Source organism: bacterium (assembly GCA_035527515.1).
In the GTDB taxonomy this organism is placed as follows: domain Bacteria; phylum B130-G9; class B130-G9; order B130-G9; family B130-G9; genus B130-G9.
Genome location: DATLAJ010000108.1, coordinates 43,080 through 66,067, shown reverse-complemented (window position 1 = coordinate 66,067; position 22,988 = coordinate 43,080). Strand labels below are relative to the sequence as shown.

At 58.0% G+C, this 22,988-nt stretch carries 16 protein-coding genes; 4 read left to right on the top strand and 12 right to left on the bottom strand.

Annotated elements, in window-relative coordinates; all coding sequences use genetic code 11:
• Together VM163_08320 and VM163_08315 are read left to right on the top strand one after the other, a co-directional pair.
• Window positions 1–3,062: hypothetical protein (locus VM163_08320; GenBank protein HUT03879.1), on the top strand; the 3,062-nt coding region annotated here is incomplete at its 5' end.
• Window positions 3,063–3,074: 12 nt separating this feature from the next.
• Window positions 3,075–3,554 (top strand): hypothetical protein, encoded by a 480-nt coding sequence (locus VM163_08315; GenBank protein ID HUT03878.1) that lies wholly within the window; start codon window positions 3,075–3,077, stop codon window positions 3,552–3,554.
• A gap of 79 nt (window positions 3,555–3,633) precedes the next feature.
• Here the strand turns inward: VM163_08315 and lpxK are convergent, their stop codons facing one another.
• The 9 genes from lpxK to VM163_08270 form a co-directional block, all read right to left on the bottom strand.
• Window positions 3,634–4,833 (bottom strand): tetraacyldisaccharide 4'-kinase, encoded by a 1,200-nt coding sequence (gene lpxK, locus VM163_08310; protein ID HUT03877.1) that lies wholly within the window; start codon window positions 4,831–4,833, stop codon window positions 3,634–3,636.
• Window positions 4,830–6,143 carry a 3-deoxy-D-manno-octulosonic acid transferase gene (locus tag VM163_08305; protein HUT03876.1) on the bottom strand — a complete coding sequence of 438 codons (1,314 nt, stop codon included), beginning with the start codon at window positions 6,141–6,143 and terminating at the stop codon, window positions 4,830–4,832. Before VM163_08305 ends, lpxK begins: the two co-directional genes overlap by 4 nt.
• A gap of 66 nt (window positions 6,144–6,209) precedes the next feature.
• Complete coding sequence (locus VM163_08300) at window positions 6,210–6,875, bottom strand: lysophospholipid acyltransferase family protein (protein ID HUT03875.1); 666 nt, start codon at window positions 6,873–6,875, stop codon at window positions 6,210–6,212.
• 71 nt (window positions 6,876–6,946) lie between these two features.
• Window positions 6,947–7,858, bottom strand: coding sequence for a homocysteine S-methyltransferase family protein (locus VM163_08295; GenBank protein ID HUT03874.1), 912 nt, complete (start codon window positions 7,856–7,858; stop codon window positions 6,947–6,949).
• Window positions 7,848–8,483 (bottom strand): corrinoid protein, encoded by a 636-nt coding sequence (locus VM163_08290; protein ID HUT03873.1) that lies wholly within the window; start codon window positions 8,481–8,483, stop codon window positions 7,848–7,850. Before VM163_08290 ends, VM163_08295 begins: the two co-directional genes overlap by 11 nt.
• Before the next feature lie 50 nt (window positions 8,484–8,533).
• A complete protein-coding gene (locus VM163_08285; protein ID HUT03872.1) occupies window positions 8,534–8,821 on the bottom strand; it encodes an EscU/YscU/HrcU family type III secretion system export apparatus switch protein in 288 nt (95 codons plus the stop codon).
• A 3-nt stretch (window positions 8,822–8,824) separates the two neighbouring features.
• Entirely contained in the window at window positions 8,825–11,197 is a 2,373-nt protein-coding gene (locus tag VM163_08280) for a PBP1A family penicillin-binding protein (protein HUT03871.1), read from the bottom strand.
• On the bottom strand, window positions 11,191–12,045 hold the full coding sequence (gene mreC / locus VM163_08275) for a rod shape-determining protein MreC (protein HUT03870.1): 855 nt from the start codon (window positions 12,043–12,045) through the stop codon (window positions 11,191–11,193). Before mreC ends, VM163_08280 begins: the two co-directional genes overlap by 7 nt.
• Before the next feature lie 17 nt (window positions 12,046–12,062).
• Window positions 12,063–13,103: a rod shape-determining protein gene (locus VM163_08270; protein HUT03869.1), complete on the bottom strand. Its 1,041-nt coding sequence runs from the start codon at window positions 13,101–13,103 to the stop codon at window positions 12,063–12,065.
• Window positions 13,104–13,456: 353 nt separating this feature from the next.
• On the opposite strand from VM163_08270, the gene VM163_08265 reads away from it, so the two are divergent.
• A complete protein-coding gene (locus VM163_08265) occupies window positions 13,457–14,308 on the top strand; it encodes an undecaprenyl-diphosphate phosphatase (protein ID HUT03868.1) in 852 nt (283 codons plus the stop codon).
• Between the two features lie 34 nt (window positions 14,309–14,342).
• Here the strand turns inward: VM163_08265 and VM163_08260 are convergent, their stop codons facing one another.
• Both VM163_08260 and VM163_08255 read right to left on the bottom strand, forming a co-directional pair.
• On the bottom strand, window positions 14,343–15,725 hold the full coding sequence (locus tag VM163_08260) for a hypothetical protein (protein ID HUT03867.1): 1,383 nt from the start codon (window positions 15,723–15,725) through the stop codon (window positions 14,343–14,345).
• On the bottom strand, window positions 15,722–18,520 hold the full coding sequence (locus tag VM163_08255; protein ID HUT03866.1) for a PEP/pyruvate-binding domain-containing protein: 2,799 nt from the start codon (window positions 18,518–18,520) through the stop codon (window positions 15,722–15,724). The genes VM163_08260 and VM163_08255 overlap by 4 nt, the downstream gene beginning before the upstream one ends.
• A 557-nt stretch (window positions 18,521–19,077) precedes the next feature.
• Here VM163_08255 and VM163_08250 point away from each other — a divergent pair.
• The gene (locus tag VM163_08250; protein ID HUT03865.1) at window positions 19,078–20,124 is read left to right on the top strand and encodes a metal-dependent hydrolase; all 1,047 of its coding nucleotides are present in this window, start codon (window positions 19,078–19,080) and stop codon (window positions 20,122–20,124) included.
• Window positions 20,125–20,142: 18 nt separating this feature from the next.
• On the opposite strand, the gene VM163_08245 is transcribed toward VM163_08250, so the two are convergent.
• Window positions 20,143–22,863 carry a hypothetical protein gene (locus VM163_08245; GenBank protein HUT03864.1) on the bottom strand — a complete coding sequence of 907 codons (2,721 nt, stop codon included), beginning with the start codon at window positions 22,861–22,863 and terminating at the stop codon, window positions 20,143–20,145.
• Window positions 22,864–22,988 lie beyond the last annotated feature (125 nt).

The following is a 22,988-nucleotide window of genomic DNA, read 5'->3' as shown; positions in this document are numbered from 1 at the left end:
GCCGATACTATTTGGCTGGCCGTGCGATAGACCTTGCTGGGAATGTGGAGCAGCTCCCGGCGGCGCCGAACTATGACATCGAGGTCATTTATGATGTTACGCCGCCCGTAACGACTGTTCCCGATCCTGCGACAAGGCTGTTGAGCGACTGCGAGACGATCGGCGTCTCCTACATAGCGCACGATGCTTACAGCCCGATCAAGACGGTCGGATTGTATTACAAGCACGAGAGTGGCGCCTGGATCGATAGTCTGCTGAGGCTGTCAAGCGAGACTGGTGAGTTCTCGTTCACGCCGCCCGAGGCGGACGGCATCTACTACTTCATCATTGTCTCCGAGGACGCGGCCGGCAACGCAGAGGCGTTTGTGCCGACCGACGAGGGCATGGCTTGGTTCATGTTCGATAGCGAGCCGCCGTATGTTGTTGCGGGCAGTCAGGAACCGGTCCCCAACGGGAGCCAGTATCCGCGAGACGCGAACATCGAGTTCACGCTGAAGGATGACGGCTACGGAGTCGGTCTGGCCAGCATCGAGGTTGAGGTCATTGACGCATACGGTCGGAACATCACAGCCTCAACGATTACGACGGTCGTGAATGATGATGGCAGCGTTGATGTAGTGTTTGAGCCTGGCAGATTCTATGCTTACGAAGATGTTATTACAGTCTATGTTACGGCTTGTGATCTGGTGCCATCTGCGGTGCCGGGCAATTGCACGAACTGCATTGAAACGCCTGACTCATGGAGCTTCTCGGTTACCTCAAGACGGGTGCCAGAGCTGTTGGATGGCTCTGTAACGCCTGAAGTCGGCTATGTGCCGGCCAACACCGAGTTCACATACGAAGTCAAGTACTCCAGCGCAACGGCTCAAGTTCCAATTACCGAGCTCGTCTATATCGACGGGACTTCTCACCAGATGGAGCTTGTGGCAGGAGATGCATGGAACGGAACCTATCAGTTCGTGACCTCAGGGTTGGCAGAGGGTCTGCATGAGTATTACTTCCTGTTCGCGACAGACAGCGGAGACCAGGCAAGATGGCCGGCAGTTGGCGCACAGGAAGGACCTACGGTGAATGCAAAGATGAGCACGACGCTGTCCTGTGGCGTTCTGCCTGAGGAGCCGAAGGTCCACGACACGCTGGTTATTTCTGGCAGTTTGGGCACCGGCGCAACCGAGGAGACGATCGAGATCAACATAACGAATCCGGTTACCTCGCTCATTGGGATGGCAGTTACTACCGACGACGGGGACTATGTCTATGAGGCGTCGGCGTCGGTCATCGGGCCTTGGTCAGTGAGCGCGTTTTGGGCTGGCAACGGCGATTATGCTTCGGTGGAGAGTTCCATCGTCGAGTTTGACGTTGGCAAGATTCCTACCTCGCTTGATCTTGCGGTTACGCCTCAGTCGATCGGGATTGGTGAGACAGTTCAAGTAACTGGGCGGCTGAATGCCGAGCCCATTTTCAACGATGGTGTTGTCTATCTTGAGTTGACCAATCCTGCTGGCGAGCGTTCTGACGACGTCGAGGTGGAGCTGTTGCCGGACGGCTCGTTCGAGCTTCTGGACTTCGATATGCTGACGCTCCTTGGGACGTGGCAGATCGCGGCCAAGTTTGATGGCACAGGCGAGTATGACGCCTCAGAGTCCGAGTTGGTGACGGTAGTCGTTACTGGCGGAGATGCTGCGGTATTGCTAGAGGGCTACTCCGACCAGACAAGGTCCCGGAACGACAGGCACCGCACGATGGAGTTCGTCTATGAGACTCTCCGGAGAAGAGGTCTGAGCCATGATGACATCTACTATCTGACCAGCATGGAGCAGTCGAAGTATGCGGATGGGCCGTGCAACGAGACGGGCTATGACGACGTCATCACGGAGCTTATCGATAGGATTCAGGCGGGCAACGCGCCCAGCACTCTGTATCTGGTTATGATGGGCCAGTCCGCAGACCAGGGTGCGTTCTTTACTCTGGAAGTGGCGGATCACTTGTCGAATGCGAAGCTGCGCAGCGATGTCGAGATGTTGAAGAGCCTTGCGCCGGCGATGAAGACAGTTGGTGTTATGGCCTTCGACGCTTCGCAGCGGTTTGCGGAGTATCTTGGCGCGATGAATGATAGTGTGTTCATCTCCACGGCCGCGGAGCCCGATGGTTACACATATCCGGACCCGGGCACGGAGAACGGCGACCTGTTCGTTGCTGAGTTCTTCTCCGCGATCGCTTCTGATAAGAGTATCGACGCTGCCTTCGATATGGCCTACGACTCGGCCAAGGTCCTCCATGAGACACAGGAGCCGATGATGTTCGATAACGCTGGCCTAGCGCCGGCCACGAGCATCGGAAGCTGGACGATCAGGGGCGACATGGCGCCGGTCATAATCGACTACGCGGAGGGCACGACCTTTGCGGACAGCGGCGCGACTCCTACGACTGTTGACTTCTGGGTCCGTGCTGAGGATGACGTCATGGTCTCGCAGGTCTATGCTCTAGTGATGCCTGAGGGCTATGATCCGGGCGCAGAGCCATTCACGAGCGCCTCTTCGGCGGCGCCTATCGCGCTTACGAGGTTGGTCGGCGGTTACTGGGCAGGCGACTTCGAGATAGCGGTGCCAGGCACCTACAAGGTCGCGTATGAGGCGGTGGACAATGTTGGAAATGTGTCCGAGCTTGCCCATTCAACTTGGGCGATGGCGACGTTGGACATCGAGCTCGAGCTCAATGGCTACATGTTCCATCCGGGTGACACGCTCCAGGTCAGCGTGGGCTACACTAATATGGGCGACGTCCCAGTTTACGTTGACCTTTACATCGTTGTCCAGATCCCAGGTAACCGCTACTTGTTCATAAACGGTATCAGCGGAAATCCGTGGGTTGTCTCCACACCTTATTGGTCAGGCTACGTGCCAGGTGGTCATGAGGACCCATTCCCGTTGCTCTTGATGCCCATACCAGAGACGGGCGGCTTGGAAGGCACATACTATTGGGCGGCGGCGTTTGTCGAGCCAGGTACCACCTGGAACATAATAGCTGTTTCGGACATTCCGTCGATGGAGATCAGGCCGTAACGCTAGGTTCGGATGAAATACGATAATCTACCGAGGAGGGGATCGGTCTTTGCCGGTCCCCTCCTTTTCTTATTCTTGGCCTCGCTGCTTCTGCCGGGCTGTCAGAGCGATGCGGACAGGCGGCAGGCGGCATACGACTCGCTCAAGGCGTGCGTCAATGCTTACTGGAAGGCGAGGGTCGCAGGTAAAGTCTGGCAGGATACCGAGGAGTGCTGCGCCTCAGTCGAGGCAAAGGAGTCAGGCGGCGAGGCCAGCAGGCGAGACCCGGTCGCCCCGCAGGTGTCCATTGAGCGCTTCGAGATCAGAGGGCTTGAGCTGAAGACAGACTCAAAGCGAGCCGAGGTCAAGGTCTGGCTGGAGTATAGCATTCCCCTCATCCCAACCTCGCTTACCAATGTCGTTACCGAACGATGGGAGCGCCGTGACCGGGTCTGGCATCGTGTTCCCTCGAACCTGAACGCTATCCTGGTCGGGGCCGGGCGAGCAGACTAGACTAGCCGCGACACTGGAGAGCCTGTCGTAGCTTGATTGTCCTACGTGGTCAACGGCGCCGATAAGGCGCCAACCTCATTCAGACCTTATCAATCGCGTGCGCCAGTGCCTCTTGCAGCCTCTCAACGCCATCTTGGAGGAGCCGGATCTCCACGGCGAGAGCGAAAACCTCCTGAGACTCGTCCCGCGATAGGTTGAAGAGCCGTGGCGCGTCCTTTTCAGTTGTCACCGTGAGATCGAAGCCGCCCGAGTGCCGGCGACCAACGAGGCGAGCTATCTCCCTTTTTGTAAAGATGTGGTGGTCGGGGAACGGCACGCCGGTCACCACTGCGCCGAGCCTTGAGAGCGTTGAGAAGAAGCTCTTGGGATGTGCGATGCCGCAGAAGGCCAGGACCTTCTTTGCGCTGAGATGGTTCAAGTGCAGCGTCTCTTGGTCGGAGATGCGCGTGAGTCCGGTGGGGCGATGGACGGAGTGGATGAGTGTGATGTCGGGGTTGTGCCGGCGGATCGCCTCGTCTGTCGCTGCCAGCTCCTCAGGGCTGCATTGGTCTGTCCGGGAGACTATGGCCACCTTCGCCCGTTCAATGGCCCACAGCGGCTCTCGAAGCAGGCCTCGCGGGAGCAGGCGCCCGTTGGCGAATGGCCACCTCGCATCGAACATCAGGATGTCTAGGTCCCTTTGCAGCCGCAGGTGGCCAAACCCGTCATCCATGACGAGCACGTCAGGAGCGAAGGTCTCACATGCAGCCCTTGCCGCGGCTGCCCTGTCTGCGCTCACAACGATGGGCAAATCGTGCAGGCGGCCCGCAATGGTCAACACCTCGTCCCCAAAGCGGGCGAGCGACTGTCTCGGCCCAAGGGCTTCGAGCTCGGCTGCCGTGAGAACTCGCACCGCTCGCTCACTGCGGCCATAGCCGCGCGAGAGCACCGCCGGGCGCTTCCCCATCTCTCGGAGGAGTTGGCAGACAAGTATGACGGCTGGCGTCTTGCCAGTGCCCCCGGCCGTGATATTGCCCACGCAGACCGTTGGACACGCCGGCCGGTGTGTCTTCAGTTTTCCGGTCTTGTAGAGCCAATTCCTGGTCATTACTCCAGCACCGTAGGCGACCGAGAATGGCTCCAGCAGACCCAGGACGGCCGTCGTTAGGAAACTGTGTGACTGCGGCAATATGCGAGCGTTCTCGTCCGCCTCAACTGGCATGGCGAGGCCCGGGTCGAGGCGAGCGAGCAGCACAGCCTTCAAGCGCGAGGCAAGCGATGCGGCCGGCCTGGACCTCACTGGAGCCTATCCTCTCTGAAGAAGCCCGAACGCTCAAGAATAGCCACGGTCCTCTCCGTCGCGCCTCGGTTGGCCTGGATGACCTTTATTGCGGCCTTCGCCATCTGCTCCCGCTTTTCGGGAGATTTCAGCACCTCGGAGATCACTCCCAGCAGTTGATCTGAGTTATCAATCTGAATCGCGGCCCCGCTGGAAACCAACGTTGCGGCGATGTGCCGGAAGTTCTGCATGTTGGGCCCAAATACGGTCGGGACGCCGCAGGCCGCCGGCTCGATCGGATTGTGCCCGCCTCGAAACTTGTTACTGAGGCTTTTCCCGACGAAGGCTACCGCGGCGGTCTGGTAGGCCCGCGCCAGCTCTCCGATAGTGTCGAGGACGAGAACGTCGAAGTCGCCCGAATAAGATGTGCCCTGCTTGCTTCTCAGGACGTAAGACAGGCCGTTTTGAGCGGCTAGTTGACCGACCTCGGGCCCTCGCTCGACGTGTCTTGGGGCGATGATCATCGCAAGTTCGGGACGTTCTCGTTTCAGTGACGCGAAGGTCTCGAGGACCACCTCATCCTCCCCGGGGTGCGTGCTGCCGGCCACGATCACCGTCCTCGATCCGTCTAGGCCGAACGATCTCGCAGCGTGCTGTCTCTTTGAGGCGGTGAGCTCTCGCGGGGATACGTCGAACTTCACCGTCCCGACGACCTCCAGATTGCGCTCCGGGGCGCCGATGCTGGCGAACCTTCTTTTGTCCTGCTCCGACTGGACCAAGACCGCGGTCAGTTTGGGAAGGATACGTCGCCATAACAGTCGTGTTCGCCAGTAGCGGCCAAGAGACTTGTCCGAGATGCGCCCGTTGACCAGCGCGACCGGTATGCCGCTCTTGCTAGCCTCATTGATGAAGTTCGGCCAGAGCTCCGTCTCCACGATTATCGCGGAGCGTGGGTTTGTCCGCCGCAGGAAGCGCCTCATCAAGAATGGCAGGTCGAGGGGCAGATAGAGCGTGATGACATCGTCTGCCAGCCGTTCCTGGGCAAATGCTTGCCCAGTTGTCGTGATTGTCGAGAGAACTATTGGCAGACCGAGTTTCTTGAGGTGCTGGATGATCTCTAGCGCCACGCCAACCTCGCCGACCGAGACGGCATGGACCAAGATCGGCCTCTGGCTGAGGCTCGCAAGCGCTGCCCTTGCTTGGCGCCTGATGAGGCCGAGCCGCTCCCACAGGTTTGCCCTGTGTTTGTGCGACCAGAGCAGAATGGGAACGGCAATTGGCGAGAGAACAATGAGGGCAGTATGGAGAAGAAGGTTGTAGATGAAGATCACGCTGCGTCATCCGTATGCTGGCAGACATCCACCAGGCTCACGTGCTCCCGTGGGGCACAGAGGTTGTCAAGAAGCCCTGCCACGCACGAGCTCCTCGGCCTGCCTCGTTATCTCAATCAATCTTGTCTGGAGAAGCTGCCTGAGCGATTCTATGGTCTGCGCATCCGCATCCTTCGGGACCTCAATCGGCTCGCCGGATACAAATGCGCCTCGACCAAAGGGGGCGGGAAGAATGAAGTTGTCCCAGCTATTGAACTCCTTCTGTCTCGAGCAGGCGTAAGTAACGGGGAAGATCGGGACGCTGGCCAGCTTGGCCAGAACAATGGCGCCTTTATGGGCCTTCCACTTGGGTCCCCGTGGCCCATCAGGCGTTATGGCCACATCTTTGCCTGTGCGCAGAACCTGTGCCATTTGCCTGAAGGCCGTTATTCCTCCCCTTGTCGCTGAGCCCCTAATGGCGTGGATGCCCAGGTGCGAGACCGCTCGGGCTATGAGCTCACCGTCTCGGTGGTTGCTGATCAGGACATAAAGGCCGTTGCCCCCGTAGGCCAGTGGCATCATCAGGAGGCGCTGGTGCCACAGAGCGAAGATGGAAGGGAGGTTCTGACGCCATCTGTCATCTATCTTCTCGAGCCCTACCGTAGAGAATCTTATCGTCCGGCCGAGTAACCTGACCAGCAGGCTTATTAGGCGAGGCGCCGTGGCAAGGACGAAGCGGTTATTGAGGCGCATCTTAAGCCCCGGACTGTGTCCTCAGTGGCTGTTCGAGGATGGGGACGTCGATGACGTTGTCGGTTTCTGGTCTAGCGGACATTGGCCAACCTCCTGCATAGGTGCTGTATGTGCTCCGGCGTTGTCCCGCAGCAGCCGCCGATCATCGTCGCGCCCGCATCGGCGAGTTTGGCGGTTTTCTCGGAGAATGCTTCCGGCGACTCGTCATAGACGGCCATGCCGTCCTGCATCCTCGGCATCCCAGCGTTTGGATACGCGACGATCGGCAGGTCGGTGCAGCCTCTAAGCGCCGAGACGACCGAGACCATGTCATCCGCGCCTGTCCCACAGTTAGTTCCAACGCCATCCACGTTCACGCCTTGCTCCGAGAGCATTTGGATGAACCGCTCAGGGCTCGTGCCCATCATCGTTCGCGGCCCGCGAGGCGTGGGCTCGTATGTGAGGTTGATGACGATTGGGAGCGACTCTTGGACGGTCTTGCCAGCACTGGCGGCGGCAATCGCCTCCTCCGGCGAGATCATCGTCTCGACCATGATCGCGTCAACGCCGCCCTCTACAAGCGCCTCGATCTGAACTGCGAACTGCTCAATCATCGCCTCGAGGGTTGCTGTGCCGAGCGGCTCGAGAAGCTCGCCCGTGGGTCCGACGCTGCCGAAAATGAGAGCTGCTTTATATCTGCCACAAGATTCACGAGCCTGCGCCGCAAGCTGTGCACCTGCGCGGTTTATCGCCACTGCCCGATGCGCTAGGCCGAACATGGACAGTTTTTTTGGGGAGCCGCCAAAAGTGTTCGTAAGGATCACATCCGCGCCAGCGTTGAGATACGCCTCGTGGATCTGCCGAATGCTGTCTGGGCGATTGATGTTCCAAAGCTCGGGGCACTCTCCGACGCCGAGCCCAGCGCTCTGGAGCATCGTCCCCATCGCGCCGTCAACGATGAGCAGCGTCTTCTTGGCAAGGAGCTCCGAGAGTCTATTGTTCAATTTGTAGGAACTCCTTGGCTTTCTGGACCGCTCCGGGAGCGTCGTCCGCGTAGCCGTCTGCGCCGATCGAATCTGCGAACTCCTGCGTTACCGGGGCGCCGCCCACCATGACAGCGACACTTCCGTTCAGACCTTCCTGCCTCAGAAGCTCTATCGTCCGCTTCATCTGCGGCATCGATGTCGTTACGAGCGAGGACAGCCCAATCACCTTTGCGCCGCTCTCTTTCGCGGTCTCAACGAACTTCTCCGGCGCGACGTCCCGGCCCAGGTTTATCACCTCGAACCCATTCCCCTTGAGCATCATCCCGACTATGTTCTTACCTATGTCGTGCAGATCGCCTAGAACCGTCCCGATTATGACTGTCCCGAGAGGCTTGCTGCCGGACTCGGCGAGAATGGGTTTCAGAATCTCCGTCGCAGAGGTCATCGCCCTTGCCGCTAGCAGGACCTCTGGGATGAATATCTCTTTCTTCTGAAAACGGTCGCCGATGACACCCATACCCTCGATCATCACGTCCAGAATCGCCTTCGCCGAGTCGCCATCTTCCAGCGCGCTTCTGACGAGCTCACATAGCCGCTCCTGCTCGCCCACTATAAGAGAATCCTTGATGCCACGCTCGTCCAATTTTAATCTCCTTCCACTCTAGCCAAACTACACAACGAGCAATCCTACATTTATCCCAGATTGAGCTGTTTCCATTTTTGATTGAGAGAATACACGAAGGCGAGTATCTCCGCCACGACCTTGTAGAGCTCGGCTGGAATCGCCTCCTCCAGGTCCAGCAGCATCAGCGCCTCGACCAGGTCAGCATCTTCCTTAATCGCTATGTCGTGTTCCTTGGCAAGCTTTATGATCTTCTCCGCCAGGTCTCCTTTGCCCTTCGCAATCAGCCTCGGCGCCTCTGGACCCCTGTGGTCGTAGGCAAGAGCGGCCGCTTTTTTGATCTTTCTCCCTTTAGCCATCGATCAGAGCCCCGCGTCGATCTCGCTGAAGTGGAGCGCCCTTTGCGAAGTGGATGCCGTGTGCTCAAGCGGCTCGGCGCCTTTGATGAACGCCTCGATTATCGCGTCGGCTGTCTTGTCAGTGGCGAGTTCCCCGGTCTTGGAATCAACCGTCCTGAACACGATGCCTTCAGGCACGGGGAAGTCATCTTCAGGCTCGTCTTTCAACGCATCTTTCATGAATTCAATCCAGATCGGAAGCGCTGCCCTCGCGCCAGTCTCGCCCTTGCCGATTGGCTTTAGCTCGTCGAAACCTACCCAAGTCCCCACAACGAGGTTGGGGCTGAAACCAACGAACCACGCATCGGCGAAATCGTTCGTTGTGCCAGTCTTGCCCGCGAGGTTGTGGCCCAGCTCCTTTGCCCTAATCCCAGTGCCGCGCTGGATGACTCCTTTTAGCATGTGGATCATAACGTAGGCGGTCTGCGGACTGAGAACCTGCTCCATATCCGGCTCCTGACCATAGAGCGGCTGCCCAGACCGGTCGGTTATCTCCTTGATGAAAACTGGTGTAAATCGCTTGCCCTCGGTCGCAATCACGCCGTAGAGGCTTGTCAATTCCAGGAGACTGACGCCCATTGAGCCGAGCGCCAACGAGAGGACCGGCTCAAGGTCTGATCTGATGCCGAGCAGCCGGGCGTAGTGAAGAGCGAGCCCGGGGCTTAGCCTCTTGATCAGGTTAATCGTGGCAAGGTTCTTGGACTTCTCAAGCGCAGTCTGAAGCGTAACTGGGCCGAAGACTTGCTCGCCGTAGTTATCCGGCTTCCAGACTGTATCTACCTCGTCCATATAGACAGGAACGTCGAGTATTATGTCGGTTGGGATCATTCCCGAATCTATTGCCGTGGTGTAGATGACAGGTTTGAAGGCCGAACCCGGCTGCCGGCGAGACTGGATAGCCCTGTTGAACTCGCTTGTTTTGAAGCTTCGGCCTCCTGCCATCGCCCTCACATAACCAGTGTGGAGGTCTATTGCCACTAAAGCTCCTTCCACCAGAGGTTCCTGGTCCAGACTGAGCGGGACGGGACCCTCGTCATCGGCATGAAAGCTGTCTCGCACCTTGACCTCAATTACGGAGCCCGTGGCTATAAGAAGCTCGTGCGTCTTGTTCAAAGCCCATTTGAAATGTCTCTTCTCTATTGTTCCCTGAATGTCCTTGCCAAACGTGACGGCAATCGCCTCGGGTGTTATTCCGGTCACCGTGGCCAGGGTGATAAGGCCCGGCCTTATATGCTGCCTGTCGAGCTCATCGTCGAGCTTGCCGCCCTCAACGGGTCCGCGGAAACCCTCCCGCTTGTCCACCTCCCTCAGCCCCCTGTCAAGCGCACTCTCAGCCGCACACTGAAGCCTCATATCGATCGTCGAATAGATGTTCAGGCCATCGCGATAGACCATGTCTGCGGGAGAAGCCCCAAAAAGCATGGTCTCCGTTTCCTGTTCATTCTCGTCTTCTAATTTCTCCGATGGCGCCTTGAATATCTCAAGGCAGCTGCGCCGGATGTGCTCGAAGAACCAAGCTCCGCAAGTCGTCTTCATTGATTTGTCCGGGTCGACAGTATTAAGAGGGGTTGCGGTCGCCTCGCGGCAGAGTTGCTCGGAGATGAGCCCCACATCCGCCATTCGCCGGATAGCGAAGTTCCGTCGTCTCTGAGCCAGGGACGGGTTCCTCAGCGGTGAATACCTGCTCGGTGCGCGAGGCAGACCGGCAAGCAGGGCGAACTGAGGCATGGAGAGCTCCTGCAGCGGCTTGCCGAAGTACACCTGTGCTGCGGCCGCGACGCCATAGGCGCCGGACCCAAAATATATCTCGTTGAGGTAGTACTCCAGGATCCTTTGCTTGTTGGCCAGCTTCTTCTCGATCTGGCAGGCGAGGATTATCTCCCTTATCTTTCGCTTGTAAGTTTTTTCAGGCGTTAGGAAGAGTCGCCTCGCCAGCTGTTGGGTGATTGTGCTTGCGCCTTGTTCGATGCGTCTTTTGCGGAGGTTCGCCCACATGGCGCGAAGGATGCCGAGCCAATCGACGCCGCCGTGTGAGTAGAACCTCGCGTCCTCCACGGCGATGATCGCCTGCTGCATGAGTTTGGGGATTCTCTCGATTGGCGTCCATATTCGTCGCTCAATGTAGAACTCGTGCACTTTGTCGCCCTTGCCGTCATAGACCAGTGAGGCGAGGCTCGGCCTGAAATCGTCGAGTATCTCGATAGATGGGAGGTTGGATGCAAGTCTTGAATACACAGCAAAGCCGGCTACGGCCCCAAGCACCACCATAATTAGGATGAGCCACGCCAGCGTTTTGATCAACTTTCTGCCCCTACCTGACCCACGCTTCGCTACCACTGCTGCCTCTCGATCTTTTCAAGCTCGCTCTTTCGCTCCGCCACCAGTGCGAGAACTTCCTCCAGCTGGTGAACATTGATAAGGGGGGAGACCTTAGCGCTCTTGGTCAGCGCCCCCTTCTTTTTAACAACTGAGCGAACCCTTCCGACCCTCAGGCCGCGTGGGAAAACTCCGCCGAATCCCGAGGTCAGCAGCGTATCGCCCGTTCTTATATCTGCCGCCGCGTCGATATAGACCATCTCGCAGAGGTTCGTGCCGGTGCCCTGGAGTATCCCCGGCGCCCTCGACCGCTGCACCAGCACCGCTATGCTGGACCTCGCGTCCGTCAAGAGCTGAACACGTGCAACGTGGCTTGAGACTTTAACGATCTTGCCTACGACACCATCGTAAGTGATGATGGGCGTGTTCCTACTAAGGCTGTCTGAAGACCCCCGGTCTATGAACACGCTGCTGAAGAGCTTGGACGGATCAACACCTATCACAGAGCAGACAAGCGAGTCGAAGCGCCTCGACTCGTCGAGCTTGACGATCTTCCTGAGGCGCTCGTTCTGAATGGCGGCTTCCATCAGCTTGGCCTTCTCGGCCTCAAGCCGTGAGACCTTCCTTTTCAACTCTGCGTTCAGTTTATTGGTGTTGACGAAATCGACGTATGTGTGGAACGTATCCCCGATGAATTCGCAGACCGTCGCGCAGGTGGATTGCAGCGGAGCGAATGTGGCCATAACGGCACGTTCGACGATGAGCGTCCGGTCAGGATTGCGAATGTCCAACGAGAGCAAGTAGATTGACGATGCGATGTAGGTTACTAGCAACACAAGAGTTCCGTGTTTACTAGCGAAAGCAGGCATGTCTCGTCCCTGGTCGGCTATCTTGACATCGCCGACACCTTGCGCAGAAGGTCGGGGTTGTTCAGCATCCGGCCTGCACCGAGCGCCACTGATGTGAGCGGGTCCTCTGATATCTTGATAGGCAGCCCTGTCTCGTCCTTCAAGCGTAGATCGAGATTCCTCAGCAGTGAGCCGCCCCCTGAAATCGTCAGACCGCGCTCGGCGATGTCTCCTGAAAGCTCCGGAGGCGTTTTCTCAAGCGCCTGCCGTATCAAATGCACGATCGAATCTACCGTGTCCTTCAGCGCTTCTCGTATCTCGTCACCGGTAACCGTAATGCGCTTCGGCACCCCTCTTATTATGTCTCGACCCTGAATCTCGACCGAAAGCGTCTTCTGAAGCGGATAGGCCGAGCCCACCTGTATCTTCACATACTCAGCCATCCGCTGCCCGATCAGTAGGTTGTGTTTTCTCTTGATATATTGCTGGATGTCGTCATCCATCTTGTCGCCTCCGAGTCGAAGCGACTGCTTGAACACCATCCCGCCGAGTGAGATCACCGCCACCTCCGTCGTCCCGCCGCCGATATCGACTATCATGTTGCCTATTGGCTCCTCGATCGGCAGCCCTGCCCCGATGGCCGCCGCCATCGGCTCCTCAACCAGATAAACCTCTGCCGCCCCGGCCTTCGTTGCCGACTCGATGACGGCCTTGCGCTCAACCTGGGTAATCCCCGAAGGCACCGCAACGATTATCCTGGGCCTGATGAAGGGCCTCGAGATTGCCCCACCGCCGTGCGCCATGCCGATGAAGTGCCGAAGCATCTTCTCTGTTACCTCGAAGTCCGATATAACGCCGTCCCTCAAGGGCCTTATCGCGAGTATGTTCTCCGGCGTTCTGCCAACCATCTCCCTCGCCTTTTTGCCAACCGCCAGGACCTTATGGGTATCGAGCTGAATCGCCACGATGGATGGCTCGCTGAGCACTATGCCCCGATTCTTCATGTAAACGAGGCTGTTGGCTGTGCCCAGGTCGATGGCCAGATCGTTTGAGAAGAATGAAAAAAGCCACTGAAACATCAAGGTTACCTCCGCCCCCGCCCAGTTGACCTGCCGGGAGTCATCCTGCTAATATGCTATATAATTCCAGCGAAATCCTAACACACTAAACTAAGCGTGAGCATGCTTGCTGTCAAGACAAGAGGTTAGTCGTAGCGACCACACAGAATGATCGCAATATCCAAGGCACATTTGGTGTGCGGTCCCTTGACGCCTCTTTCGTCCGCGGTGGCCGGATGCCCTTATTCAAGCAACAGAAATGAACCAGAGCAGATGAGGGAGAGCATTCATGGGAAGAACCATTCCGACCGGCGCTCACAAACGGGAGACGTTGTGTCCAGAGGCCCCGTGATACCTACACAGGAGGCGTTCTTGTGAGCCTTATCAAAGCGGTGCTTTTCGGGGCGCTCCAGGGCTTGACCGAGTTCTTGCCGGTCAGTTCCTCCGGCCACTTAGCTGTCTTTCACAAGCTTTTTGGCGCCGCAGTGGAGTCAATGGTTCCAATGGGCGTAATCGCCCATTTGGGGACGCTTTTAGCGGTTCTGATCTACTTCCGCAAGGACCTGGTAATGTTTGCCCGCATCCTGTCTCCCAAGACGCTGTCGAGCGTCGTCAGGAGGCCCTCTAAACTGTTCATCGCGCTGCCGCCGCAGGATGATCATGGCAGGCTGTCATATCAGCGCATCCTCGCAATGATCGTAGTCGGGACGCTCCCCGCCGCAGTCATAGGCCTTGCCTTCAAGGATACGATTGAGCGGGTGTTCGCGAGCGTCAAGGTGGTTGGCGCGATGTTTCTTGTAACTGCTGCTGTGCTCCTTTTGACGAGACTGGCCCAGCAGGGCGAGAGAACGGTCTGGCACACTTGGCTGCTCAGCGCCTTTCTCATCGGGATTGCCCAGGCTCTGGCCATAACGCCAGGCATCTCGCGGTCCGGCTTCACGATCGCCGCCGGCATATTCCTCGGCCTCAGGCGGGATTTCGCGGCCCGTTTCTCCTTCCTGCTATCGATACCGGCCATAGCTGGCGCCTTCGTGCTCGAGTTCGGCGACATCGCTCGTGCTCTGAGCACCCAGGGCGCGTTGGAAATGGTCTTGATATTCCTTGCCGCTTTTGCGATTGGCTACGTCTCAATAGCAGTCCTTCTGCGTATCGTCAGCCGGGGCAGGCTGCATCTGTTCGGTCTTTATTGCCTCGCCGCTGGAGTATTGACGCTCTGTCTGGTCTAGCAGCGCTGAAGCACCTGGCTGACGCTGGGATGGACTAGCTGAGGCTGTCCCTCATCTGATCGAGAGCACGCCGCAGCGAGGCGGTGGTTTCGCGCCTAACGTTGGGCCTCGCCGCAATCTTCGGAAAGTCATGCTTCAGCAGCAGGTCCATCTCGCTTCGGTTGAGCTCCTCTTGCCTCAAGATCATTTGCAGCGATTCGGGGGTGATCTGGTCTGAGATGGCAAGCTCGAGGCACCTCAGCGCGTTGAAGTAGCCGTGAACGTTGCTCACTCCTTGGCAGAAGAGCGAGATCGCCTGTTCCGTCTTGCCCGGCTGGGAGAGGAGCTCGTCAAGGTCTTTGAGCGAGATCATCGCTCGCACGAGCTCGCTAAGCACTTTTTTGCACTTGCCGGCGCCGCCCGAGAAGCTCGCGCTGAGGAATGTGATGAAATCGGTCTCCACAGTGAACTTGAGGCGTGAGAGAATGCCGGAGAAATAACGGACGCGCTGGCCGAGCGTCTGGGACACAAGCGCCTGAAACGGCTCGAAGTACGACAGCGATATGAAGCTTCTTTTGGAGCCTGACTTGGCGCTGATTCTGCTCCTCAGTCTGGCCTTGTGCAGGCCGAGCTCGAGCTGAGTGTCGATCATATCCCGGAACTTAACTACGTTCAGTATCTCGGCGCCCTCGCCCTTTACACCCGCCTTGTAGGGCCTCAGCAGCGCGCTCATCACCGGCTCGTTAAGCGTCTGCACGGGCGAGCTCTTCGCTGCTTGCCGATCTCCTAAAAGCCTGTCGAGGTCAACAAGATTTAACATGTTGTCGTTCCCAAGCGCAAACGTCCGCGAGGCGCCCATCTCCCTCGCCCGGGCGAAAAACGCATCCTCGCCCTTCTGGTGAAGGTATCGCACGACCTCATTGACACTTCTTAGGCTTGAGGCCAAGCCATCCTCCCTCGGATTCCGAAGCGACTTGGTTACGCTGGGCCTGATCTCGGTCAAAAGACCCAACGCCCTCCTGTGTTGTGAGAAATACATCACGTCGTCGCACAGGTTGAACAGAAGAATCCGTTTGAGAAACCAGAAGTGGGAGAGGAACTTCTCCCTGATGTTCGCTAGGGTCGTCCTGATCTCGCTCGTGTCGGCCTCGCCGATCTCTGCGTATGTCTCTATTAGCAGATTGATGCTGGACATACACGACAGGAGCCGCCTGCTGAGCTTGGCGCAGATCTCCTCGAGGCTCTGCTTCTTGCTGCATCGATGGACCACGTTTTCAATGCTGAACGGCTCGTTGGAGCGGACAACGACGTGCGTCATCTTGGAGAACATCTTGCCGAGCTCGTCAAGGCTTCTGATAGCTTTCTTGTTCGCCTCCATAAACGGGCTATATCGCTTGACGAGCTGTCGGAGCTCTTCTCTTGGGCTGCGAGCTGTCAAGCTGTTGTCCTCTTTGTTTTGGCTGCGATGAGCTTTGCGACTGGGACCATGATCGGTGGGCAGCATATCTCGGTGATTCCGAGGTCAAGCAGCCTGCGGAGGCTGTATTCGTTTGAACAGTGGGTTCCGGCCACAAGTATGCGTATGTTTGGATTGACGCTTTTGGCGGCCTCGACCGCGTGCCTAATGATTCTCTCCGTGCTTTTCTGTATCACCCTGAACGGGTCCCCGTAGAACCAGCCCCGGTCAACGTATGCACCGAGGAACTGCCTGGCATCTTCCCGGACGATGTGGTGCGTGGATGTCGTTAGTTTGTCGGACCTGATCACCACCAGGTTGGTGTGGGGAGCGAGCTTGTCCATCTCGAAAGCGATCCCACTTATCTCCACAATTGGCGCCACATCGTAGTGAAGGTCCGCCTGACCGAATTCGGACGCGATCCTGTCGGTGAGGTCTCGCACGTAAAGGAGCTCGCCCACAACGCATATATAGGGCACAAGTATCTCGACGTGCATCTGTTTGTCTTCAGACTGAATCTTCTGCATGGCGGAGAGTATCGCCCTAATCTCTATTTCGTAAATCTGTGGGAGCGTCGTTGCCAGCCGCACGCCCCGCCTGCCCAGGATCGGGTTGTAGTCCTCCTGCCGTCTCTTGTGCTCTCTGATTATTCTCACCATCTTCTCGATCTGGCGGCTGCTCAGACCCACATCTTTGGCCTCTAGAGCCTCGCCATTCCTTGCACTCAGGATATACTTGGCGAGGTTGATGACATCGAACCGCTCCTTGGGGAAATACTCATATATCGTGTGCTTGCAGAGCCTGATCGCGATGTAGTTCTCATCGATGGTCTGAAACACGCGCAGGAAATCCCTCTTTAGCAGTGAGTGTAGCCGCTTGCGGGCTCGTGGCTCGTCTGGCGTGCCTACGCTAAGCACAAAGTCGCATAGCGCGAAGTTGACCGATTTCTTGAAGAAAAGGACATCACTTCGGAAGTTGGCCACGCCGTCCGCACCGAGCCTCTTGGCCGTTGCATAGGTCTCATAATCCTCCACCTGGGCATAGACCTTTATGTCGCTGTGCCTAGCGACAAGCTCGCAGAAGCGCTCTGCCAGCGGGTCCTTGATGCCAGAAATGCGGATCTCCATCTGGTCCTCGTAGATAAGCCCGTGGTGAGCGTCTATTGAGACGATGTCGCCCTGTTGCAGGACCCCAGGTCGTATCCCACTGTCTCCATACTTGATGGTGCGGGCCACGGGGTCGATCTCGAGCTTCGCCTTGACGATGCTTGGCCGACCAAGATAGCGTGCGTTCAGCGTTGCGTGCGAGAGCACATTCCTTTGCGAGGAGATGATCCCATCCGCAGCCTCCACGGCTGCCATGTCTGATAGAAGTAATCGAGCACAGCAGAAAATGACCGGCTCGTTTTTGGACTTGAACTGCCTAATCTCGTCAATGTTGAAGCAAGCTCTGCCGGTCGCGTAACCCGGCACGAGCGGGCTGCCCTCGCCGATCAACTTCATTGAGCCCGGAGGCGTGCAGGTTACGGTAGCCGAGAGAACCTGCTCGAGCTGCCTCGGGTCTGTTCTGGCGATGACGTCAGTATCGGATGCGATGCCCTCCTCAATCATGTCCAGCTGTGCCCGCAAGAAAGCAGCAGGTGCCATCTTGGCCGGCCTTGCCTGAAGAAGATAGAGCTTCCCAGATTCAATCGTGAACTCAATATCCTGAACGTAGCCAGACACGCTCTCCAGCTTCCGGGCGATCTCGGCGAGCCTCTTGCAGATGTCAGGATAGGCCGAGTGGAGGTCCTTCACGGCACCCGCCTCGCCCAGGTCCCTGACGACGTCGTCCCCCTGTGATTGCACGATAATCTGTCCGAAGAGTCGTGTTTTCCCCGGCGCCTCGGCAGGCTGGCCGGTAGAGGGATTCCTGCTGAACACGACGCCACTGCCGGACCTGGCATCGAGGTTTCCAAACACCATTCGCTGAATGGTTACCGCGGTCTTGACAGGCTCCTGAATGTAGTTGGTGCGCATGAACTCGCGCACCTCCTCGGTCCTTGCCGACAGCATCACTGCTATCACGGACCTGCGCAGCGCAAGCCAGGGGTCATCGGGGACTGGGCAAATTGCCAGATATTTATCGATCGCTTTCGCCAAAGAATCAGGTCTGTTGCGGCCCTGATCCCCAAGTATGTCCCTGAGCTGTCTTCTCTTGATCCGGTAAACCGCGCTGCCGTAGCCCTCGATGAACCTTCGGAAGGAGTCAAGCAGGAATCTCTGCCGTCCGTCTGCGTCAGCCAGCTGGCCAAACATCTTCCTCCTGAGGCCCACGTTGCAGATGGTTTCCATGAGCCCGGGCAGCGAGACCGTCCCGCCTGACCTGACCGAGACAAGCAACGGGCGCCCGACCTCTCCAAATAGCAGGTTGCTCTTCTTCTCGATCCAATGGATGCCCCTTTCGATGCCTTCCCACAGACTATCGGGCAGCAACAGTCGCTCCATCACGGCGCTGGGCGGCAGGTTTGATGAATCGACTTCCGAGAGCACTCCGGCGTTCAATCTGTTGAACTCGTCGGTTACCGAAGTGGGGATGACGAAACCGTCTGGGCATGGCATCCCAAGCTCGCATAGATGCACGAGGCCAGCCGCCTTCGCGCCAAGTACAGCGATGCGTCGTCGCTCGTCGCATTCCAGGTAACCCTCAGGCATACCCTGATAGAATCTCACAAGATCGAAGTCGCCCATTCCGCTCACGATTGGCCTGTAAAGCCCTCGTCTCGTCCGCAAAGCCATCTCAAGCGCTCATCATCTTTGTGCGCCTCGATAATCAAAACAGAGCTTGACCCGATGATCAATCACCTTGCACCTATGGGTTTGACCCAGGATTGTAGGTAATCCAGCGCTTATGCGATGAGGGCTACATAGATGCCGCCCAGGTCGCGGTCTGCAACACGCATGAGTTGCACATTGCCTCATCGCCCGACTTCAGTCGAGGCGATGCGAGAAGGCTATCATGATCGTAAGCCCCGAATTCATTCGGGGCGGCCTGGGGCACGCGACCGCTCTCCTCATCCTTTCCCTGTACATGGGCATTCTGGGAGGGAGGAGGAGGCGCCTCGCCTTCTGAAGCCACCCGACTCGAAGTCGGGTGTTAGGATAATGAGAGCCATCTATATCGCCGCGTTAAAACGCGGCCGAGGTCAGTGCGACACTCCACCTACAATCCAGAATCGCACCCGCGCTCAAGCGACCTCGGGCGCGGCCCGATAGCGCCGAGGCGCAAGGCCAACATTCTGCGCCTCGCGGTATGTGCTTGACGGCGGCATCTGTGTCTGATAAGCCTTTCGGCCATGGATCCGGTTTCGCATGTCGTCTGGGGAATTGTGGTAACGAATCTCTTGCCGGGGCCTGATGCGACGTTGCCCAGGGTTGCGATCGCATCTGCCGCGGCCGTCGTGCCAGACCTGGATTTCGTTACTAAATTCTTTAAGAATATCTACTTCTTGAAGTATCACCACAGCGTTACGCACTCGCTCGTGAGCGTGGCGGCCGCCGGTTTCGTCATCGCATGGCTGGGATGTCTCATCTTCCCCGGTATCGGTTTCTGGGAAAGCTATCTGGTCGCGCTCGTGGCCGGGGCGAGCCACTGCGTCCTTGACCTTATCATGCACGGCACCGGGGCGATGGTGTTCTGGCCCTTCTCGAGACGGATGCTCACCGGCAGCCTTCTGTTAGGATTGAACCCCAAGACCTCTCACGCGCGATGTCATGAGAAGTCGCTCCGGGTCTGCACAGTCTGTCAGCTTCACAGCGCCATCAAGGCCCCCATGATGCGGCTTGGCGTTCTGGCGGCCGTTGTCTCGACATTTGCCGGCCCGCTGAGGTTCGGCCTCGCGCTCGCAGGCGCCATACTTGGCCTTCTCTATCTGTGCCTGTGCTACTTGCAGAAGAGAAAGGTGAGGCGCATAGCACTGGGGCTTGTCCCAGCAGCGGCCGACGTTCGGGCATTTCCCGCCGACTTCTCGCCCTTTGAATGGCTCGCTGTATGCGCCGTGCCTGATGGGTTCCGGCTGCTTTGGCTGAACTCGCGCGTGGGCCAGCCGCGGGCCATCCGGACATTTCCGAAGTCCGCATCCTCGCTCGCTGTCGAGAGGTCCAAGTCAACGAAGACCGTCCGGGAGTTCCTTTCGGCCTGCATCGTTCCGTGGGTCTTTGCGATTGATGACGGGGATATTGTCCGTGTTCAGTGGCAGGACCTGAGCTACGCTCTCAGCGACTCGATTGATTTCTACGCGGCGCGGATCACGATGCGGCCAGATCTGTCGGTCATTAACGAGGACTTCCGCGAGCGCTGGCCAGACGTTTGGCGAGCAGAGCGTCAATCTGGTCCGGATTAGTTAGAGGCGATTCTTGGGCTAGTTGAGCCTGAGCTCCGGCCAGCAGCGCACGAGGTTGCCGCTGCGGCCCTTGACGCGGAGGTTCAAGTAGAGTCCCTCGATGTATGTGCCGTCTCCGGTCGGGATGTGCGGCCAGGGCACGCTCTTGAGGCCTTCGCTGTCCGTCGCTATCACCTCAACCAGATAGAGCCCCGTGGCGACGCCCGACAGATCGTCGAACTGAACTTTCGCTGACCACTCATAAGACTCGAGGCCCCCCAAACTCGCGGCCATCCGCACCATAGGGAAGGTAAGAGCAGTTCCGGGGATTCTCGCACTGCAAGATGCGATCGCACCCGGGTCGGCCGGGTTATCGCCGTCAAACACGTAGGCTCTTACAACGAAACTGCCGCTCTCGGCCGCAAACATCGCGTTCTGTGAGATGCCGGCCCCAAACACTATCGGGTGCTTCGCTCCGTCAGCGATGAGGCTGCTTACTGGGCCGGGCTCTGTTCCCGGAGCCGTTAGTTTGGCCGTGAAGATGCCGTCGCGAGCCGTAGGATCGTCTCCCTCGCCGCGGTCGTTCAAGGAGACCGACAGGTCAATGTCTGAGTAAAAAGCCCTGATGACATCTATAAAGGATGGGCCATAGGGCAGCGCCACGACTGCGATGTTGCCTGTGATGCCGCCGTCGGGGCTGACCTTGAGATATGAGTCCAGCGTGCCTGCGACATTGAATGCCGGGTATTGCGCTGGCGCGATCTCGATGACGTTCACATAGTCGGAGACCGTAGTCTTCTCGATGACTATCGTGGTTGGATTCTGTGCGTCAACGCCGTAGGTAAGCGGCCTCTCGGGGCAGGATATGTCGAGAGTGTGAAAGTCGCCCTGGGGGAATGTGCTAACCTCCCAGACCTCGGGCGGGACAGTCGTGTCGTAATTCAGTTCAGGCGCGGCGAGGTCTATTTTGACCCATGCAGGCATCGTGTTGGGATTCGTCGATTCGTCTGTCGTTACGTGGGTCAATCCGGGCACGCTGTGATAGCTGCTGCCGATCGCAAGCGGGAAATCAGTCATTTTCCAGTCCGAGACCAGTATCTCTCCCTGACGCGTCGGGTCCGCCGTAGGCACGTGCAGCATTAGAGCGATCTCCTGCTGGCCGGTGGCAACGTCCGAACGCTCGGGTTTTGGCTGGTAGCCGATCGAAAACGGCGTCTCGTCAGGCGCCCTGTCATAAAGAGTAACCCCAATCGATGTCGGATCGAGGCGCGACAGCGTCTTGTCGAAGATGCTGGCGACCATCTGGAACGTGTAGTATGCCTCCCTGCGGAGCTCCGGCAACATGTAGGGCCTGTCGGGGGTGAGAGTGCAGCCGGAGTTCGTGTGCGTCCTATTGATTAGGCCGTAGTCCGCGCCAGTTGCCCCCGCATCACCCTCTTGCAGCTGCCAGTGCGTAACGTGCACGTTGGCGTAATAGCAGGTCATGTCTGATCGGGAGAGATACTTGGCCATTCTCACGAAGCCGCGCATCTGGTCTCCGCACGGGTCATTGTAGTGGAACGGAGCGCAGTCCTCCGTATTGTAGAGCTCTATCGAGCCAGGCTCCTGACCGGTTACCGCCCCGATTCTCGCCCTGAGGTCGCCCACCTGCTTCAAGAAACCCTGGGTCGGCGCCCCCAGGCTCGCGTAGTGAGTGAACATCGAGCATAGCCCGTAGTCGTCATCGTCCGGCGCGTATTGATGAGGCGAGGGGACCTCAAGCTCGGGCGCCCCGAGATACCGTTCCGCAGCCGAACGCCAGACGCCAGAACGGAACCCGTGGAAACCATAGCCATCGATGTAGGTCCTGAAGAACTCCTGCGTTGCACCTAACGCCGCCATCTGCTGGACGACCGCCTCAACGTAAGGCACGTCGCAGCCGCAGGTAGCGCCGAACAGCAACTTAGCGTGAGGTGTAAGGCGCTTCATAAGAGGAGCCGCGTTAAAGAGCATCTCAGCGTAGAGCCTTGTCATCTTCCTCCAGTCCTCCTCGCCTGCATAAGGCGGATACGGTCTCCAGAACTCCGACTTGCAGAGGCAGCTCTGTTCGTTGGAACTGCCGCTGGGGACCCAGTTCTCCTCCTCCCAGACCATCCATCCGTCAACGTATTGGCCGTAGTATTCCGCGACCTTCTTGCAGTATTTGAGGAATCTCGCAAGCCATTCCGCGCAGATGTAGGTCGTCTCGATATGGCCTATGTCGGGGTCCTCGTCGTCGTAGGAGGTCCTGCCGCCAGGATCGTCGGCCGAGCGAACGTAGAAGCACCATCTCTGCTCGCCGTCGCACGAACTCGACGCGTCCGGAGTGTAGAGCCAGTCCGGATAGAACAGCGGATTGCTGAACGACAGCGTAACGAGCGTCTTGACCCCACGGTCGTGGCATTCCTTGAATGTCTCGAGCGTCTCGTTGTCAACGTCGGAGAAGACCGGCTGCCCCGACACGTTGGTTTGGCCCTGCATCGCTGCCCACGAAAGCGGAGTGTCCCAGTGGGAGACGATGAACCAAGCGGCGCCAAGCTCGAACGCCTGATCTCGCAATATGCGGCCATACCGCGACTCGGAGCCCTTGTAGGGGAAGGATAGCGCCACCCCAAAATGGTTCTCGGAACCCTCACCCGAGGCGAGGAGCCTGAAGTGCCTCGCCCAAGATAGACCGCTCGGGAGTAACGTCATAAACGTGACCAAGAGAGTTAAGATAATGGGGAATATCTTGCGCCTCATGTAAGCGACCTCCTTATTGTGGCTACTACTTGCCGGATGTGAAGGCTCTCCATTCTGATCCATGCTTTACGAAGCTTTTTAGGTCAACTCCAGCGCCCACCGCCTATGTCCGGCGAGACTAGAAA

Coding starts and splice junctions, on each gene's coding strand:
- VM163_08270 (HUT03869.1), bottom strand. CDS start 13,103: ATGTTTCAGTGGCTTTTTTCATTCTTCTCAAACGATCTGGCCATCGAC.
- VM163_08285 (HUT03872.1), bottom strand. CDS start 8,821: ATGGCTAAAGGGAGAAAGATCAAAAAAGCGGCCGCTCTTGCCTACGAC.
- VM163_08245 (HUT03864.1), bottom strand. CDS start 22,863: ATGAGGCGCAAGATATTCCCCATTATCTTAACTCTCTTGGTCACGTTT.
- VM163_08255 (HUT03866.1), bottom strand. CDS start 18,520: ATGGCTTTGCGGACGAGACGAGGGCTTTACAGGCCAATCGTGAGCGGA.
- mreC (HUT03870.1), bottom strand. CDS start 12,045: ATGCCTGCTTTCGCTAGTAAACACGGAACTCTTGTGTTGCTAGTAACC.
- VM163_08300 (HUT03875.1), bottom strand. CDS start 6,875: ATGCGCCTCAATAACCGCTTCGTCCTTGCCACGGCGCCTCGCCTAATA.
- VM163_08250 (HUT03865.1), top strand. CDS start 19,078: ATGGATCCGGTTTCGCATGTCGTCTGGGGAATTGTGGTAACGAATCTC.
- VM163_08315 (HUT03878.1), top strand. CDS start 3,075: ATGAAATACGATAATCTACCGAGGAGGGGATCGGTCTTTGCCGGTCCC.